Origin of the sequence: Alcanivorax sp. UBA3183 (genome assembly GCF_002364155.1) — a bacterium.
Taxonomy (GTDB): Bacteria; Pseudomonadota; Gammaproteobacteria; order Pseudomonadales; family Alcanivoracaceae; genus Alcanivorax; species Alcanivorax jadensis.
The window spans coordinates 1-16,193 of record NZ_DEXN01000006.1 but is presented as its reverse complement, the minus strand read 5'-3'; the positions used below and the strand labels follow the sequence as shown (position 1 = coordinate 16,193).

The 16,193-nt window shown below is 58.0% G+C and carries 15 protein-coding genes; 7 read left to right on the top strand and 8 right to left on the bottom strand.

What is annotated here, in order from left to right:
• Positions 1–1,345: TonB-dependent receptor domain-containing protein (locus tag B3Q33_RS01320; RefSeq protein WP_286826613.1), on the bottom strand; the 1,345-nt coding region annotated here is incomplete at its 3' end.
• Positions 1,346–1,565: 220 nt separating this feature from the next.
• Complete coding sequence (gene hmpA, locus B3Q33_RS01315) at positions 1,566–2,789, bottom strand: NO-inducible flavohemoprotein (protein WP_273008782.1); 1,224 nt, start codon at positions 2,787–2,789, stop codon at positions 1,566–1,568.
• A 78-nt stretch (positions 2,790–2,867) separates the two neighbouring features.
• On the opposite strand from hmpA, the gene B3Q33_RS01310 reads away from it, so the two are divergent.
• From B3Q33_RS01310 to B3Q33_RS01300, 3 genes are all read left to right on the top strand, one after another.
• Positions 2,868–3,308 carry an RrF2 family transcriptional regulator gene (locus B3Q33_RS01310; RefSeq protein ID WP_273008781.1) on the top strand — a complete coding sequence of 147 codons (441 nt, stop codon included), beginning with the start codon at positions 2,868–2,870 and terminating at the stop codon, positions 3,306–3,308.
• 220 nt (positions 3,309–3,528) lie between these two features.
• Positions 3,529–3,909, top strand: a complete 381-nt coding sequence (gene rnk / locus B3Q33_RS01305; RefSeq protein WP_272974561.1) for a nucleoside diphosphate kinase regulator — start codon at positions 3,529–3,531, stop codon at positions 3,907–3,909.
• Between the two features lie 73 nt (positions 3,910–3,982).
• Positions 3,983–5,257, top strand: coding sequence for a bifunctional O-acetylhomoserine aminocarboxypropyltransferase/cysteine synthase (locus B3Q33_RS01300; RefSeq protein ID WP_035246437.1), 1,275 nt, complete (start codon positions 3,983–3,985; stop codon positions 5,255–5,257).
• Between the two features lie 193 nt (positions 5,258–5,450).
• Here B3Q33_RS01300 and B3Q33_RS01295 read toward each other — a convergent pair whose 3' ends face one another.
• Both B3Q33_RS01295 and B3Q33_RS01290 read right to left on the bottom strand, forming a co-directional pair.
• Positions 5,451–5,924 (bottom strand): NYN domain-containing protein, encoded by a 474-nt coding sequence (locus B3Q33_RS01295; protein ID WP_035246435.1) that lies wholly within the window; start codon positions 5,922–5,924, stop codon positions 5,451–5,453.
• A 613-nt stretch (positions 5,925–6,537) separates the two neighbouring features.
• On the bottom strand, positions 6,538–7,443 hold the full coding sequence (locus tag B3Q33_RS01290; protein WP_272961718.1) for a LysR family transcriptional regulator: 906 nt from the start codon (positions 7,441–7,443) through the stop codon (positions 6,538–6,540).
• Positions 7,444–7,543: 100 nt separating this feature from the next.
• Between B3Q33_RS01290 and B3Q33_RS01285 the strand changes: the two genes are divergently transcribed.
• The 4 genes from B3Q33_RS01285 to fdxA all read left to right on the top strand — a co-directional run bounded on the left by B3Q33_RS01285 (position 7,544) and on the right by fdxA (position 12,583).
• Positions 7,544–8,410: a pirin family protein gene (locus B3Q33_RS01285; protein ID WP_272961719.1), complete on the top strand. Its 867-nt coding sequence runs from the start codon at positions 7,544–7,546 to the stop codon at positions 8,408–8,410.
• Positions 8,411–8,464: 54 nt separating this feature from the next.
• Positions 8,465–9,091, top strand: coding sequence for an isochorismate family cysteine hydrolase YcaC (gene ycaC / locus B3Q33_RS01280; protein ID WP_035246431.1), 627 nt, complete (start codon positions 8,465–8,467; stop codon positions 9,089–9,091).
• Between the two features lie 274 nt (positions 9,092–9,365).
• Positions 9,366–11,909, top strand: coding sequence for a DNA mismatch repair protein MutS (gene mutS, locus B3Q33_RS01275; RefSeq protein WP_273008784.1), 2,544 nt, complete (start codon positions 9,366–9,368; stop codon positions 11,907–11,909).
• 338 nt (positions 11,910–12,247) lie between these two features.
• Positions 12,248–12,583, top strand: coding sequence for a ferredoxin FdxA (fdxA, locus tag B3Q33_RS01270; protein WP_272961721.1), 336 nt, complete (start codon positions 12,248–12,250; stop codon positions 12,581–12,583).
• Positions 12,584–13,227: 644 nt separating this feature from the next.
• On the opposite strand, the gene B3Q33_RS01265 is transcribed toward fdxA, so the two are convergent.
• From B3Q33_RS01265 to arsS, 4 genes are all read right to left on the bottom strand, one after another.
• Positions 13,228–13,566 (bottom strand): Hpt domain-containing protein, encoded by a 339-nt coding sequence (locus B3Q33_RS01265; RefSeq protein ID WP_272961722.1) that lies wholly within the window; start codon positions 13,564–13,566, stop codon positions 13,228–13,230.
• Between the two features lie 144 nt (positions 13,567–13,710).
• Entirely contained in the window at positions 13,711–14,355 is a 645-nt protein-coding gene (locus B3Q33_RS01260; protein ID WP_035246428.1) for a TIGR04282 family arsenosugar biosynthesis glycosyltransferase, read from the bottom strand.
• Positions 14,342–15,031 (bottom strand): TIGR04283 family arsenosugar biosynthesis glycosyltransferase, encoded by a 690-nt coding sequence (locus tag B3Q33_RS01255; RefSeq protein ID WP_272961723.1) that lies wholly within the window; start codon positions 15,029–15,031, stop codon positions 14,342–14,344. The genes B3Q33_RS01260 and B3Q33_RS01255 overlap by 14 nt, the downstream gene beginning before the upstream one ends.
• Positions 15,028–15,987, bottom strand: a complete 960-nt coding sequence (gene arsS, locus B3Q33_RS01250) for an arsenosugar biosynthesis radical SAM (seleno)protein ArsS (RefSeq protein WP_035246425.1) — start codon at positions 15,985–15,987, stop codon at positions 15,028–15,030. Before arsS ends, B3Q33_RS01255 begins: the two co-directional genes overlap by 4 nt.
• Between the last annotated feature and the right edge of the window lie 206 nt (positions 15,988–16,193).

Below are 16,193 nucleotides of genomic sequence, written 5' to 3'. Positions count from 1 at the left end.
CTTGCGAGCGCAAGCCAATATCCAGCTGCCGATGGGCTTCCGGAGCCAAATCGGGATTACCAATCCACTGCTGGTTACCCATGGCAGCGTTGCGGGCAATATACAGTTCTGAGGCGTCGCCCAACCGCTCACTGTAGCTGGCACTGGCAAACCAGTGGTGGCCCTGCTGGTCCAGTTCAAATCGCAGGAAGGCGGCGGGCAACCATTCCCGCACCTCAAGATCACCCCTGACCCCGTAGGCCTGCTCATAGAGCTGTGCTGCACTACGCACCCAGGGCGGGCCGGCGGGGCGCTCGTTACTGTCCCTGGGGCGGGCCACAGCATGGTCAATTCTCACTCCACCGGACAAACGCTGCTGATCGGAAAAGTGCTGCGTCACTTCCGCAAAGCCGCCCAGATGTTGAATCATCACGTCCGGCCATAGTCGCGCCAGCTCAAGCACGGGGGAGCTTGAGACATTTCGCAACACCGCATCACGCCGATTGCGTTGGGCATTGAGGCCAAAAGCAATTTCTGTAGGGCCTGATACGGATTCCGCGATCAACTTTGCGGTCAGGGTTTCAGACTCGGAAGGCACCTCAACCTTCATGGCTGAGCCCATCTGTATGGGCGCCGGGCGAAGGCTGAAGTTATCCATGAGATGATCAACCTGGTTCCAGCTCACATTGCCCGACAGAGTCCAACGGGAACTCATCCGGTGGCGGCCTTTCAAGGCCACCGTGGTACTGTCACTGCGTGGGCTGTCCATGCCGGCTCCGGCAAACTGCACGTCCCTCTCCCGGGTTTCCTCGTATTGCACCGACCATTCACTGTCAGCATTCGGCGTCCACCCGAGGATCCCCCCCCCCTGACGAATCTCATAACCGCTGGCAATTTCCCGGCCATCACCATCCTCATAATTGTTTGCCTTGCCGTACTGACCAAAGGTCCGCAGGTAGCCGTATTCATTGCCGACAATCAGATTTGTCCATGCTTCACGACTGTCGCCATTGCTGCCGTAACGCCCCCCAAAATCACCCCGCACCGGGGCATCGTTTTCCAGGAAAACAGGCGTAACGCGACGAAACAGCACCGTACCGCCGGAGCCTCCCGGCCCGTCCTGCAAGGAAGTGATTCCCTTGCGAATCTCGATCTCATCGTAAGAGTGCAGCGGGGCGTAGGCGGTTGGTGGATCCATACGATTAGGGCAACCGCCATACACAAAGCTGTCATCAAGGAGGATATTCAGACGATTCTGGCTTTGGCCGCGTATCACCGGATCAATGCCATGTCCTCCCATTCGGACACCATCCACGCCGGGCTGTTGACGTAACCAGTCACCACTGTCGGCGGCAGAATGCAGCACATCCGGTGAGAGCTCAGAAGAAACAGCAGCGCCCACCCTTACCGTGGCAAGCTCATTTGCCGAGGCACACGCCGAGTAGACAACAAAAAAGATAACCGCACACCAAAACCGCATTTCCTGCCCCCCTTATTGACTGGGGCAATCTACAAAGGGACCAGGAAAAAGGAAATGCGGTGTTTTGCCACAGACAGGTTCCCCCCTGTCTGGACGGCCTTACCCGTTACGCCGCCAGATCATCAGCCGGGCCAAAGAACTCGAAATGGATATCCGCTTCGTCCACGCCCCGCGTTTTCAGCAACTGCCAGGCATGTTTAAGCATCGGCGCCGGGCCACACAGATAGAAGTCGGCGTGGCGCTCGCCCAGCAGCTCATCGAGCAGTGCCGCATCCAGAAAACCTTCACTATCATAGTCTCCCTGATGACGATCACTCTCTGACGGTTCACTCAAACGCAGATGAGTGCACAGGTTTGTGTAATCACGTTGCAACGCCACCAGCTCTTCAGCAAAAGGCCGGACCGCACTGTTAAGCGCGCACTGGATGAAGATCACCTCACGGCCCGGCTGGGCTTCCAGTGCCGCATACAACATGGACAACAATGGCGTAATGCCAACACCGCCGGCCATCAACACCAGAGGGCGTTGCGTTTCATCACGGGTTTGCAGAGTGAATTCGCCACAGGGCGGCGCCAGCTCCAGCACATCCCCTTCCTGAATCCGGTCGTGCAGATGGTTGGAGCAGACCCCGTTAGGAGCGCCATCCACCACCGCCAGCTCCCGTTTGACACTGATCCGGAAGTAATCCGCTCCCGGACGATTGGACAGACTGTAGTTGCGCATCACCGGCTCACCATCCTGCGGAGTCAATCGCACGGTAATGTATTGGCCCGGTTGGTGGGCCTGGAGCGGCTGACCATCCTCCGGCGCCAGGTACAGTGACACGATATTGTCGCTGGCTGCCTCCCGTTTTTTCACCACAAAGCGCTTGAAGCCGGTCCAGCCGAAGTCCGTCTTCTGGTCCTGGTAAATCTGCTGCTCCCGGTCGATGAAGATAGTCGCCAGCACCCCATAGGCCGCCGCCCAGGCATCAATGATCTCCGGGGTGGCCGCCTCCCCCAGCACTTCCTGAATGGAGGCCAGCAGGTTCTCACCCACGATGGGGTAATGCTCGGCCTGAATCCCCAGGGAAGCGTGTTTCTGGGCGATCAGCTCCACCGCATCGGCCAGTGCTGCCGGGTTTTCAATATGCTGCGCATAGGCGCAGATAGCCCCTGCCAGCGCCCGCTGCTGAGTGCCCGCTTTCTGGTGGGCCGGGTTAAAGAACGTTAACACCTCCGGGTTTTCCCGGAACATACGCTCGTAGAAGTGCCGGGTCAGCACCTCACCATTTTCCTGCAGTACGGGAACGGTTTGCTTGATCACTGCCACTTGGTGCGCTGTCAGCATGGTTGTCTCCTTAAAGTGGTATTTTACATGCCTGTTTATAAAAGGCATATTAGATACCTCTTTTGAGCAGGTCAAGCCATGCAACTCTCCACCCATACCGACTATTCCCTGCGCACCCTCATTTATCTGGCACTGAAAGAGGGAGAGCGTCCGGTGACCGTGCAGGAAATTGCCCGGGACTATGGTATTTCTGCCAACCATGTGGCCAAGGTGGCCCAGACTCTGTCGCAGCTGGGCTATGTGAAAAGTCTGCGTGGTCGTGGTGGCGGTCTGGTGCTGGCGCAAACGCCTGCCGCCATCAAGGTCGGGAAACTGGTGCGGGAAACCGAAAACCTGAAATTGCTGGAATGCTTCGGGTCGGACTCAACCTGTCCCATCGACCCGGGCTGCAAACTGAAGAATGCACTGAAGAAAGCACAGAAGGCTTTTCTGGCGGTGCTGGACGAATACAGCCTTGAAGACATGGTGAAAAATGACAGGGAGCTGGAGAAACTGCTGTTCCGGGGCAAACCGGCCTGAAGAGACCGCTGGACAAACCGGGCGGCTCTGCTAATCTCAAGCCATGAACCCGATTCGCACCACCATTGCCGCCACCGACGGTCTGATCTCTTGCCGCACTGCCAGCGCTTTCGCCCTGGTTACGAGTACCCCTGCCTTTCTCTCCTGACGCCGAACACCCGACGGAAACCGGGGGTTCGGCGCCCCCGGCAAACACTCATCACACCGTCAGGAGAACATCATGAATACGCTACCCCCGATTACCGTTAGCACCACTGATCGCGACCGTCTTTTTGCCCTACTGGACAACTTCAAAGGGGAGTCGGACCAGATCGATTATCTTTACGATGAGTTGGCCCGTGCCCATATTGTTGAAGCTGATGCCATACCGGACGATGTTGTGACGCTGGGTAGCCGCATGCGTTTTCGCAATGAGTCCACCGGCAAGGAACACGAACGAGCACTGACTCTTCCCCATGAAGCACAGTCAGTCAGCGACGCCATATCCATTCTCACCCCTGCCGGAGCGGCGCTGCTGGGCCTGAAGGTGGGGAACGACATTCAATGGCCTCTTCAGGGGCATTTTCTGCGCTTGCGTTTGCTGGCCGTAAGCCGAACATAACCCCGGATAAGCCTTCAACAGTTTGATACTCTCTGGAAACTGACTCACTCATACAACAACACAAGGACTGCTCATGAAGATGGAAACCCTTGCCGTGCGTGCCGGCTTTCAGGTGGACCCCACGACCAAGGCGGTTGTGACACCGATCTACCAGACCACGTCCTATGCCTTCGACAACACCCAGCATGGGGCGGATCTGTTTGATCTGAAGGTGCCCGGAAATATTTATACCCGCATCATGAACCCCACCAATGCGGTTCTCGAAGAGCGGGTCGCTGCCATGGAAGGAGGCGTCGGCGCCCTGGCCGTCGCCTCCGGCATGGCCGCCATCGAGTATGCGCTGGAAACCATCACCGAAGTGGGCGATAACATCGTCACTACCAGCAAACTCTACGGTGGCACCTACAACTTCTTTGCCCACAGTCTGCCGCGCCGGGGCATCGAGGCACGCTTTGTCAGCCATGATGATTTTGATGCGCTTGCCGCATCCATCGATGACAACACCAAGGCCGTCTTTTGTGAATCCGTGGGCAACCCCGCCGGCAATATTGTCGACATCGAACGCCTGGCCGAGGTAGCCCATCAGGCCGGCGTACCGCTTATCGTCGACAATACCGTCGCCACACCTTACCTGTGGCGGCCCATCGAGCATGGCGCCGATATCGTCGTGCACTCGCTGACAAAGTACATGGGTGGGCACGGTAACTCCGTGGCCGGGATTATTGTGGATTCCGGGAAATTCCCCTGGACCAAGCACAAGGAGCGTTTCCGGGTACTCAACGAACCCGATCCGTCCTACCACGGCGTGGTCTACACCGAAGCCCTGGGCGAAGCCGCCTTCATTGGTCGCGCACGAGTGGCCCCGCTTCGCAACACCGGCGCCGCGCTGAGCCCGTTCAATACCTTTTTGATTCTGCAGGGCATTGAAACCCTGCCGCTGCGCATGGATCGCCATTGTGAAAATGCACAGAAGGTGGCCGAGTTCCTGCGCGATCACCCCCAGGTGAACTGGGTGAACTACGCAGGGCTGCCGGAAAGCCCGGACAATGCACTGGCGCAGAAATACATGGATGGCCGCGCGTCCGGTATTCTCAGCTTCGGCATTGAGGGCGGTCAGGAAGCCGGTGCCCGTTTCATTGACGCCCTGCAATTGATCCTGCGGTTGGTGAACATTGGCGATGCCCGCTCACTGGCCTGCCACCCCGCTTCCACCACCCACCGTCAGCTGGATGACAAAGAATTGGCCAACGCCGGCGTCAGCCGCGAGATGGTGCGCCTGTCCATCGGTATCGAGCATGTGGACGATATCCTGGCAGACATCAGCCAGGCTCTGGACGCCGCACGCTAGAACGTGGCCTACAGCAGGACCGGCCCGAACGGCAGGTAAATTCACTGAAGCATCGTTGTGTCAGCACCCGTTGGAGCTTTGCGAGCAAAGCTCCAACGGTACTCGCTACATCTTGTAGTCAGCGCCATTCTGCCCTGCCCCAGCTCACCGACCGCGACCTCGACACAATGCCTGCGCAAGCAAGGCGCAATCCCTATAACAGAAGATCATCGCCGATCGGGTGGTATACCGAGGCGCTATCAATCAGGGAACGGGCTGTCAGTGATTCCACTCCATAGACCTCCGTTCGAACACCGGGGTCAACGTTGATCCGCTCCAGCAACACATCAAAGTCACCATCACCAGATAGCAACACCACCGTATCCACCTGCGACGCCAGGGTCATCACATCCACGGCGATACCCACATCCCAGTCCCCTTTGCTGGAACCATCGCTGCGCTGGATATAGGGCTTCAGTTTTACCGTGAACCCAATGTGCTTCAGGGCATCCTGAAATTTCGTCTGGCCATCATCGCCACGATGGGTGGCGTAGGCCATGGCGTGCACAATCTCACCTCGCTCAGAAAGGTGCTGCCACAGGGCACGATAATTGAACTGCCGCCCAAACGCCTGGCGGGTGGTGTAATAGATATTCTGAACGTCGGCGAAGACCGCGATGCGGGGCATAAGATCATTCCGGATTGCCGTAGGGGCGAATTGGATGGTGCACTCTGTTTTGCCGTTGACTCTGCTTCGGCGAGGACTCTAATCACGTCCGTCACCTTAGCACTTTATAGAAACGCTCTGTTGAATGCAGGGCATACAAACCATACCCATGACTCATCCACCCATTCCAATACCATGCATTCTTCATATGAGTCACTGACTCTGAAGAAAGCGTGACTGCGGACTCGGGCCAACACCCGCCTATTATGCGTGGGGGTGTTTGACCTAATGTAATCAGGCCAAAATTGATAAATAAAAATTTCTCTTTAAAAAACTATAATTTTCACAGGATGACAACGGACTTAAATGAACGTCTCTGGGCGAACCAGGCCTACCTGCGCTGTGTCAAATAACAGTAATGACTGTGGGATACATTTACAGATATTGGCAGAACAAAAGCCGGATAATGATCCTGGTTGCTGTTCCATGACACAAAACCATTCAGTCAGATCGCCGGATTGCTGGGCTACTCGGAGTAATCTGCCTTTAACCGCGCCTGTCGAGGCTGGCTTGGCAAGACATCCAGACAATCTCACCAAGAACATAACAACGATTAAAGGCTCGCCACCCGGAATCATTCCTCATCAAAGGACTCGTAGAACTCGACCAGACTGTCAATCAACGTTTTCACGGCAGGCAGAACACCACGCCGGGACGGGAACACCACATGAATGATATCCCGATGCAGCGCCCAGTGGGGCAGGATCTTTACCAGCTCGCCGCGTTCCAATTGCCTTTGCACAGTCAGCACAGGCAGCTGCACCACCCCTACTCCGGCCATGGCCGCCCGGCGCAGGGCAATCATGTCAGTGGTCACGAAACGGGGCTGATGAAACACGCTGATCTGGCTGCCATCCTCGCCCCGTAACTCCCAACGAAAATCCGGCCGCGGTGATCCCAGCCCAAGACTCGGCCACAGCTCCAGCTCTCTTGGATGACACGGCATACCGAACTGTGTGATCAGCTCAGGGCTGGCAACCAGGGCGAGCCCTCTGTCGGATAGCACCCGCAGCCGCAGGTCGCTGTCCTGTAACGGTGGCGGCCGTACCCTAATGGCCACATCCACCCCTTCATTGATCAAATCCACCCGGCGGTTGGTGGCTTCCAGATGGATCGTGATCTGCGGGTACTGACGCATAAAGTCGGCCAGGAAGGGCCCGATATGGACATGCAGCAGGGTAATTGGGCAGGTTACGCGAATCACACCACGAGGTTCGGCCCGAACGGTATCAATGGCCTCCTGGGCAGATTCGGCTTCAATAAGCATGGCATTGCAATGCTCATAGTACTGACCACCAATTTCGGTCACCGAAAGTTGGCGGCTTGAGCGGTTTAGTAGCCGCACGCCCAAGCGGTCTTCCAGCGACGCCACCCGCCGACTGAGCTTGGACTTGGGGATACCAATTGCCCGTTCCGCCGGGGCAAAACCGCCGTATTCGACCACTTTCGCGAAGTAATACAGGTCGTTAAGGTCTTCCATTTATCGTTCCATTAGTGCAACGCTGCATCGCAATATTGCCATCTATCAGCTCAATCGTTCCATCCCTATCATTCATTGCAGATTGATAAGGAGACCGTCGATGAAAAAAATCCTGGGTGTATATTCCGCACCTCAACCCCACTGGGTGGGTAACGGTTTTCCGGTTCGCTCCCTGTTTTCCTATGAAAGCCACGGCAAGCAACTGAGCCCATTTCTGTTGCTGGACTATGCCGGCCCGGCCCGCTTTCCACCGGCGACCAAGCCACGCGGCGTGGGCGAACATCCCCATCGCGGTTTTGAAACCGTAACGATTGTCTATCAGGGCGAAGTCGCGCACCGGGATTCCACCGGTGAGGGTGGGGTAATCGGTCCCGGGGATGTGCAGTGGATGACTGCCGGTGCCGGGATTCTCCATGAGGAGTTTCATTCTCCGGCATTCACCTACCAGGGCGGACACCTGGAAATGATCCAGCTGTGGGTCAATCTGCCCGCAGCCGACAAGATGGCCCCTCCCTCCTATCAGGCGATTACCGGGGAACAGATTCCCGTGGTGCCACTGGCCGCCGCCAACGGCGAAATCCGGGTTATTGCTGGTGAGTTTCAAGGGCATGCAGGCCCGGCCAAGACCTTTTCACCCATGCTGGTCTGGGACGTGACCTTGCAGGATCACGCCAACGTGCTGCTTGACGTACCCGATGGCTGGAATACGGCAGTAATCGCCAGGAGTGGCAGCAGCCTGATCAATGAACATGCCCGTGCCGCCGTCGGCCAGATGGTTGTGCTCAGTTCACAGGGTAATCAGGTGCAAATTCAGACGGAGGCAGAAAGCCAGCTACTGCTGATCTCAGGCGAGCCCCTGAACGAACCGATCGAAGGCTACGGTCCCTTTGTCATGAATACCAAGGAGGAAATACGTCAGGCAATCCGGGATTTCCAGCAGGGTGATTTCGGGAAAATGTCATCGTGATTTTTTCAATCGAGGGTAGCGAAATCGTTACCCGTTACCACCAGGAGAAAGACTATGGGTAAACAATATACTCGTCTCGACAAAGACAATGCTGCAGTGTTGCTGGTCGACCATCAGGCCGGCCTGCTGTCTCTGGTTCGTGATATTGATCCGGACAAGTTCAAGAACAACGTGTTGGCCCTGGCCGATCTGGCGAAATACTTCAACCTGCCGACCATTCTTACCACCAGTTTTGAAACCGGCCCCAACGGTCCGCTGGTCCCCGAGCTAAAAGAAATGTTCCCGGATGCGCCCTACATCGCCCGTCCGGGCCAGATCAATGCTTGGGATAACGAGGACTTCGTAAAGGCTGTTAAAGCCACCGGCAAGAAACAGCTGATTATTGCTGGCGTGGTCACCGAGGTGTGCGTGGCCTTCCCGGCGCTGTCGGCCCTGGAGGAAGATTTCGAGGTTTTCATCGTCACTGATGCCTCCGGCACCTTTAATGCCATGACCCGGGATGCGGCATGGGATCGTATGACTTCCGCCGGCGCCCAACTGATGACCTGGTTCGGTACCGCCTGCGAACTGCATCGTGACTGGCGCAACGACATTGAAGGTTTGGGTGCTCTTTTCTCCAACCACATCCCGGATTACCGTAACCTGATTACCAGTTACAGCACCCTTACCGAAGGGAAATAATCCATCCGGCCCCGCTTGGCGGGGCCATCCCAACCATGCCGAGTATCCGCCAGGAGAAACCATAGTAAAGAAGGGACACGCATAAATCCGACCAATCAAATCTCACGTTACCCACCTCCACACCCTTAACCTCGCCCCTTCTACCATCCCACCACCCCCATACCTCCTTACCCCATGATTCCCGCCCCCATTCCCTATATCATGCCTCCTTTCATCTGAGTCACTGATACCCCCCGGAGGAAGCGTGAGCGCGGACCTGAGCCAACATACGCCGATGATGCAGCAATACCTGGCGATCAAGGCCGAGCACCCGGATCAGCTGGTGTTCTACCGCATGGGGGATTTCTACGAGTTGTTCTTCGGCGATGCCCAGAAGGCCGCGCGGCTGCTAGATATCACCCTAACCCAGCGCGGCCAGAGTGCCGGCAAGCCGATTCCCATGGCGGGGATTCCCTACCATGCGGCGGAGAACTATCTGGCCAGGCTGGTAAAGCTGGGCGAATCCGTGGCGATTGCCGAGCAGATTGGCGACCCGGCCCTGGCCAAGGGCCCGGTGGAGCGCAAGGTGGTGCGCATCGTCACCCCCGGCACGGTCAGTGACGAAGCTCTGCTGGAAGAGCGCCGCGACAATCTTCTGTGTGCCGTTTTCGATAACAACAACCAGTACGGTTGCGCCAGCCTGGACCTGGCCGCCGGGCGCTTTGTGGTGACCCAGGTGGAAGGTGCCGAGCAACTGCAGGCGCTGCTGGAGCGCTGGTCACCGGCGGAGTTGTTGCTGAGCGAGGAGCATGGCCTGCCCGGTCGCTGGGCCGAGCGGCCCGGCACTCGCAAGCGCCCGGGCTGGGAGTTTGATGAAGACGCTGCCCGCCGCCAGCTGTGCCAGCAGTTTCAGGTGCAGGATCTGGCCGGTTTTGGCGAGCCATCGCCGGTGGCCGTAGCCGCCGCCGGCGCCCTGCTGGGTTACGCCAAGGAAACCCAGCGCGGCGAACTACCCCATATTACCTCGCTGGCGGTGGAAAGCTTTGACGATGCGGTGGCCATGGATGCCGCCACCCGCCGTAACCTGGAGCTCACCGAAACCCTGGATGGCCAGGAACAGAACACCCTGGCCTGGGTGCTGGACAGCACTGAAACCGCAATGGGCGCGCGCCTGCTCAAACGCTGGGTACACCAGCCTCTACGCAACCGCACCACCCTCACCCAGCGCCAGGACCAGATCGACGCCTTGCGGCAGGGCTGGTGTTTCGAGTCCGCCCGCGATGTACTCAATGACATCGGTGACATGGAACGGATTCTCGGCCGGGTGGCCTTGCGCTCTGCGCGCCCTCGCGACCTGACCCGCCTGCACGCCAGCCTCAAGGCCCTGCCGCCTCTCATCGGTACCCTGCCCGGCGCCGACTGCTTTTACGAACTGATTGAGCGCATCGGCCAGTTCCCCAATCAGGTGGAGCTGCTGGGCCGCGCAGTGATCGACAATCCGCCCATGCTGATTCGCGACGGCGGCGTGATCGCGCCGGGTTATAGCGAAGAGCTGGACGAGCTGCGCTCCATCAGCGAGAACGCCGGCGCCATTCTGGTGGATATCGAAACCCGCGAACGCGAACGTACCCAGCTTTCCACCCTGCGAGTGAAGTACAACCGGGTGCATGGCTATTACATCGAGCTGTCACGGCGGGAATCGGACCAGGCGCCAGCGGATTATCAACGCCGCCAGACCCTGAAAAATGCCGAGCGGTTCATCACTCCGGAACTGAAAGAATTCGAGGACAAAGCCCTGTCCGCCTCCAGCAGGGCGTTAACGCTGGAGAAGCGTCTCTACGAAGCGCTGCTGGAAAAAGTGGCCGCCGACCTGCACGCCCTGCAGCGCAGTGCCGCCGCCGTGGCCGAGCTGGATGTGCTGGCTTCCCTGGCCGAGCGCGCCGAAGCACTCAACTGGGTGCGCCCGCAACTGGTGGACGACGATGCCATCATCGAAATCGTCGATGGCCGTCACCCGGTGGTGGAGCAGGTGCTGGACGATGCCTTCGTGCCCAACAGCCTGCATCTGGACGACGCCCGCCGCATGGTGATCATCACCGGCCCGAACATGGGCGGTAAGTCCACCTACATGCGCCAGACCGCCCTGATTGCCCTGCTCGCCCATCTGGGGAGCTGCGTACCCGCAGCCAGTGCCCGCATCGGCAGCCTGGATCGCATCTTTACCCGTATCGGTTCGTCCGATGATCTGGCCGGCGGCCGCTCCACCTTTATGGTGGAAATGTCCGAGACCGCCAACATCCTCAACAACGCCACCGCCCACAGCCTGGTATTGATGGATGAGATCGGCCGCGGCACCAGCACCTTCGACGGCCTCAGCCTGGCCTGGGCCGCCGCCGAACACCTGGCGCGCAACCTGAAGGCCTTCACCCTGTTCGCCACCCACTATTTCGAGCTGACCCAGCTGCCCGACCAGTTGCCCGGCATCTACAACGCCCACCTGACCGCCAGCGAGCACGATAACCGCATCGTGTTTCTGCACCGGGTACAGGAGGGCCCTGCCAGCCGCAGCTATGGCTTGCAGGTGGCCCAGCTGGCCGGGGTGCCACAGAGCGTGATCCATCAGGCAGGGGAAAAGCTGCGCGAGCTGGAAGCCGGTAAACCACTGGCACCCGCAGACCGTTCAACCCCAGCTGCCGCCACACCGTTAGCGGCCCCTGCCCAGGCCAGCCTGTTTGCCGAGCCCAGCGCCGTGGAGCATGCCCTCAAGGAACTGGATCCGGACGATCTGACACCGAAGCAGGCGCTGGAAGCGCTGTACAAGCTGAGAGGACTGCTTTAGGCGTTGTAGGAGCGCCGCTTGAGGCGCGAAGCACCCAGAGTCGAGTCACGAGAAACGGAAAGCAACGCTCCCACCCACGAGTTTTCGCAACTCGCTTCTCGTGACTCGTCTCTCCGTACAAAGGCCGGTTCGCGCCTCAAGCGGCGCTCCTACGAAGCCAGGCCACCGCGATCTGTCCTCTCCGGCCCTGTCGGGTTATTACCTTATATCAAGGCTTTGTTTGCCTGCCCTTGGTCATGTCGCTAGACTAGCGCCACCCCAAGCGAGACAGGCCCTGCACTGCTATAATCAGCAGTCTGGCGCTGTACAAAGATCAAGACACCTGGCGAGGACAGGCTATGACGTTCGTAGTAGGTGAGAACTGCATTAACTGCAAACACACCGATTGTGTAGAAGTATGCCCGGTAGACTGTTTCTACGAAGGCCCCAACTTCCTGGTTATCCACCCGGACGAGTGTATTGACTGTGCACTGTGTGAGCCGGAGTGCCCGGTTAACGCCATTTTCTCCGAGGATGAGCTGCCAGAAGGCGAGCAGGAATTCCTGGAGATCAATGCGGACCTGGCCGAGAAGTGGCCGAACATTACCGAAATGAAAGATGCACCGGACGATGCGGAAGAGTGGGACGGTGTGCCTAACAAGCGCGACAAGCTGGTTCGTGAGTGGGAAGGCTAAGGCCTTCCCGGCGGACCCGGTAAGCCGTCTACCCCGGCTTTACCATTTCGCAGACAAAGAAAAAGGGCGGCATCCTGCCGCCCTTTTTGCGTCGAGTCATCCTGACCCTTTTGCGCTCACCGCAACATCCTTGCGTGCTGTCCTTGCTTATCCTTGTGCCCATATCCCTGAACACGAATCCACTATATCAACGGCTCCAGGCCGTTTGGGTAAAATAAATATTAAAAGTCTGCCCAAAAACCACCCAAAAAAAATAAAACCATTTAAAATCAATAACTTACCTTTATTTTGTCGCTTCAAAACAGCCGAAATCAGCCGAAAAAGACTGCTTTTTCCTACAGCTTTGTAAGAGATCTCTTACAAGCCAGCGCCACCCCTTCCCAGATTCATGAACAACAGCCCCGTAAACGAAACATGGGGATGCCAAAACGCGCCCATGTTTTTACATTTTCTCACCCGTTTTTACAGCACTGCCAAGCGCTTACCGTTAGCATTGTCTCCATGAAGTGAAGGGCCAGGGCCCCTAAAAACTTCGACCAGTATCCCCCCAAGGCGCTAGCAATAGCGCTCACAACCCCCCTCTTCCACCCCCCAAATTAGGAAGAGGGTTTTTTTTGTCTGAAATTCGCTAAAACGGAGTCTGATCAGATCTGACGCAAGGCATCACAGGCCTGGTCGAAGGCATCGCGCAGCCGAGTCAGCAAATCGGAAACCTGCCCCAACTCGCCTTCACGAGCCAGACTCTCCAGCTGCATGCACAGCTCGAAAACCCGCACCGCACCCAGATTGCCGCTGCTGCCCTTGAAGCTGTGCGCTTGGCGGCGCAGGGTTTCCTGGTCGCCCGCCGTATACGCGGACGCCAGTGTCTGGAGACGTTGCTCGCCATCCCGCTGAAAGGAATCGACCAACATGGAGAAATCCTGGCCCATTACATCCTGTAGTTCTGTAACGACCTCATCGTCGAGAATCGCTGAATCTTGCATACCGGCTCCGTCTTCCTTTACGGGGGTAACCCTAACCATTAATCATGAAATCTTATGTGGAATATCTCGAAAATCCAGAAAAAATTAGTAGCGGGACGTTAAATGAGGCTTTCCGTGCTTGGGATATCTGAACCCTCCAGGAAGTTATTCCGTTCCCTGGAGCACGGGCAATAAACCACAGGACTGCGCACGTATCACGTCATCACGGGTATCCACGTCCCATAGGACCGGTAAACGAACCACCCGCTCCCCGGGAAAACAGGCAATGCTGTCGGCCAGGGCCTGTTCGCCGCCGAACCGAACACCACGGAAGCGCTTAGGGTGCCACAGCGCTTGGCTGGAACTGCCGATCAACACATAGCCGCCATCCTCGCTGGGACCAAATACCACCGGCGCCTTGTCCAGCGCCTGCAGGGCCTGCTCGAAGTAATCCTGGTCCAGTACCGCACAGTCACTGCCAACCAGTAACACCTGATCGGCCTGGGCCAGGCCGCTATTCAGGGCCTGGGCCATTTTTTCCCCCAGGTCTTCGCCCTGTTGCAGGTGACAGGACCAACCATGGCGTTGCGCCAATGCCTGCAGCTCCGTATCGGCTTGATCCAGCCATAGCTGCACCCGACCCGGAAAACCACAGGCCGCGGCAATCGTGCGGGTCAACAACAGCCGGTACAGCGTGAGGGCACCCTCTTCGCCAAAATCGGGGATCAATCGGGTTTTCACCCGGCCTGCCTGCAGCGCCCGGGCAAAGACGATCAGCAGCGGCTGCGAGGTGCTCTCAGTGCTCGCCATAATAGTCCCGGTACAGTTGCTCGGGCTGGGCGCCACGCCAGTAGCGATAGCGCAGGGACCACATCAGCCAGATGGTCGGCCAGGCCCCCCGCGATTCCCAGCGACGGCTGCTGGTGGTCAGCACAGGGCGCAGACAATGGGGTCGTCCCTGCTCCTGCTTCAACCGCCGGCTCAGGGCAATGTCTTCCATCAAGGGCTGGTCTGGATAGCCTTCCAGAGCGGTAAAGATATCGCGGCGCACGAAGATACCCTGGTCTCCGGTGGCAATGCCGGAAAACCGGGAGCGCACATTGATCATGGCGCCGATGACGCGGAACAAAAAACGCCGGCCACTCAGGCGCACATCAAAACGGCCCCAGCGGGCGTCGGCCGGCAGGCGCATCAGTTGCTGCCGGTGGGTGCCATCAAGCTGGCTATCCGCATGGACAAACCACAACCAGTCGCCACTGGCCTGACGGGCGCCGGCGTTCATCTGCCGGGCACGACCAGGGGCACTGAGCACTACCCGATCCGCCAGCTCACGGGCAATCTCCACACTGTTATCAGTACTGCCGCCATCCACCACCACCAGCTCATCCCCGGCTTGCAGGGCATGGCGAAGCATGGTCAGGGTCGCGTCCAGATTGCCGGCTTCGTTATACACCGGCACGATCACACTGACGGTGGTCTCGCTCACCCCAGAGAACCACTGCAACTACTACCGGCACCCGCGGTACAGCCGAAACAATGGTCCGCCACATAGATAGGCTCGCCTTCCAGATCGTGATCCAGCAACCCGGACAGGTGCGGGTGGCCCTCATGGTGCCCCAGGGGCATATCCAGCATCTGGTTGAAGTCACAATCGTACAGGTAGCCCTGATAATCCACGCTCACCGTGGCCCGGCACATCACCGCCGGCAGGGTGTCGCGGTTGAAGCTGTCGCGCAGCAGCTGCATGTAATCGTTGAACTGGTTGTGGGCCAACAGCACGGCACCGAAACGGCTGATGGGCATATTGGTGATGGTAAGCAGACTGTTGAACCGCAGCCCGAAGCGTTCATCCAGCTCACGCTTATAGTCCTCTTCCAGCACCGCCTGGGGTGGCGGCAGGTTCGGGCCAGTGGGGTTATAGACCAGGTCCAGCAACAGTCCGTCACTGCCATAGCCTTGGGCATTAAGCCGGCGAATAGCTTCTATACTGCCCTGATACACCCCCTTGCCGCGCTGCGCGTTCACATTCTCTTCCAGATAACAGGGCAGTGATGCCACCACATGCACCCGGTTATCCGCCAGAAACTGCGGCAAATCCTCGTAACCCGGCTCCAGCAGAATGGTGAGATTACAACGGTCGATGACTTCCACATCCATAGCCCTGGCCTGTTCCACCAGATAACGGAAATGGGGGTTCATCTCCGGCGCACCGCCGGTGAGATCCAGTACCTTGATATCGCGCAGCCGGATCACCTCCAACACCATGTCCACGGTTGCCAGGTCCATCAGTTCAGTGCGCGTAGGGCCCGCGTTCACATGGCAGTGAACGCAACTGAGGTTACAGAGATACCCCAGGTTCACCTGCAAGATTGACGTAGCGTGGCGCCGCAACGGCGGGAAGTCGGTGCTGCTGCGCACCAGTAAATCGTGGGTATCCTGCATACGTCACCTGTGTCAGTTTCCTCAATGCTAGCAATTGGATGCGGGCTTGTCGCAAAGGTTACGTGAACGCTGCAAGATCGAGGCAATATGGTGGCAGCCCCAGAGTGTCATGTGGGTATTTGGGGCTATTTTTGCGGCAACGCTATAGCAAGGAAATAGAGAGGCAGGAGCCTGTATTGTTTTTGCTGTAGGAGCGGCGCTTGAGC

Coding starts and splice junctions, on each gene's coding strand:
- rnk (WP_272974561.1), top strand. CDS start 3,529: ATGAATACGCTACCCCCGATTACCGTTAGCACCACTGATCGCGACCGT.
- B3Q33_RS01290 (WP_272961718.1), bottom strand. CDS start 7,443: ATGGAAGACCTTAACGACCTGTATTACTTCGCGAAAGTGGTCGAATAC.
- B3Q33_RS01310 (WP_273008781.1), top strand. CDS start 2,868: ATGCAACTCTCCACCCATACCGACTATTCCCTGCGCACCCTCATTTAT.
- mutS (WP_273008784.1), top strand. CDS start 9,366: ATGATGCAGCAATACCTGGCGATCAAGGCCGAGCACCCGGATCAGCTG.
- B3Q33_RS01295 (WP_035246435.1), bottom strand. CDS start 5,924: ATGCCCCGCATCGCGGTCTTCGCCGACGTTCAGAATATCTATTACACC.
- arsS (WP_035246425.1), bottom strand. CDS start 15,987: ATGCAGGATACCCACGATTTACTGGTGCGCAGCAGCACCGACTTCCCG.
- ycaC (WP_035246431.1), top strand. CDS start 8,465: ATGGGTAAACAATATACTCGTCTCGACAAAGACAATGCTGCAGTGTTG.
- fdxA (WP_272961721.1), top strand. CDS start 12,248: ATGACGTTCGTAGTAGGTGAGAACTGCATTAACTGCAAACACACCGAT.
- B3Q33_RS01300 (WP_035246437.1), top strand. CDS start 3,983: ATGAAGATGGAAACCCTTGCCGTGCGTGCCGGCTTTCAGGTGGACCCC.
- B3Q33_RS01265 (WP_272961722.1), bottom strand. CDS start 13,566: ATGCAAGATTCAGCGATTCTCGACGATGAGGTCGTTACAGAACTACAG.
- hmpA (WP_273008782.1), bottom strand. CDS start 2,789: ATGCTGACAGCGCACCAAGTGGCAGTGATCAAGCAAACCGTTCCCGTA.
- B3Q33_RS01260 (WP_035246428.1), bottom strand. CDS start 14,355: ATGGCGAGCACTGAGAGCACCTCGCAGCCGCTGCTGATCGTCTTTGCC.
- B3Q33_RS01285 (WP_272961719.1), top strand. CDS start 7,544: ATGAAAAAAATCCTGGGTGTATATTCCGCACCTCAACCCCACTGGGTG.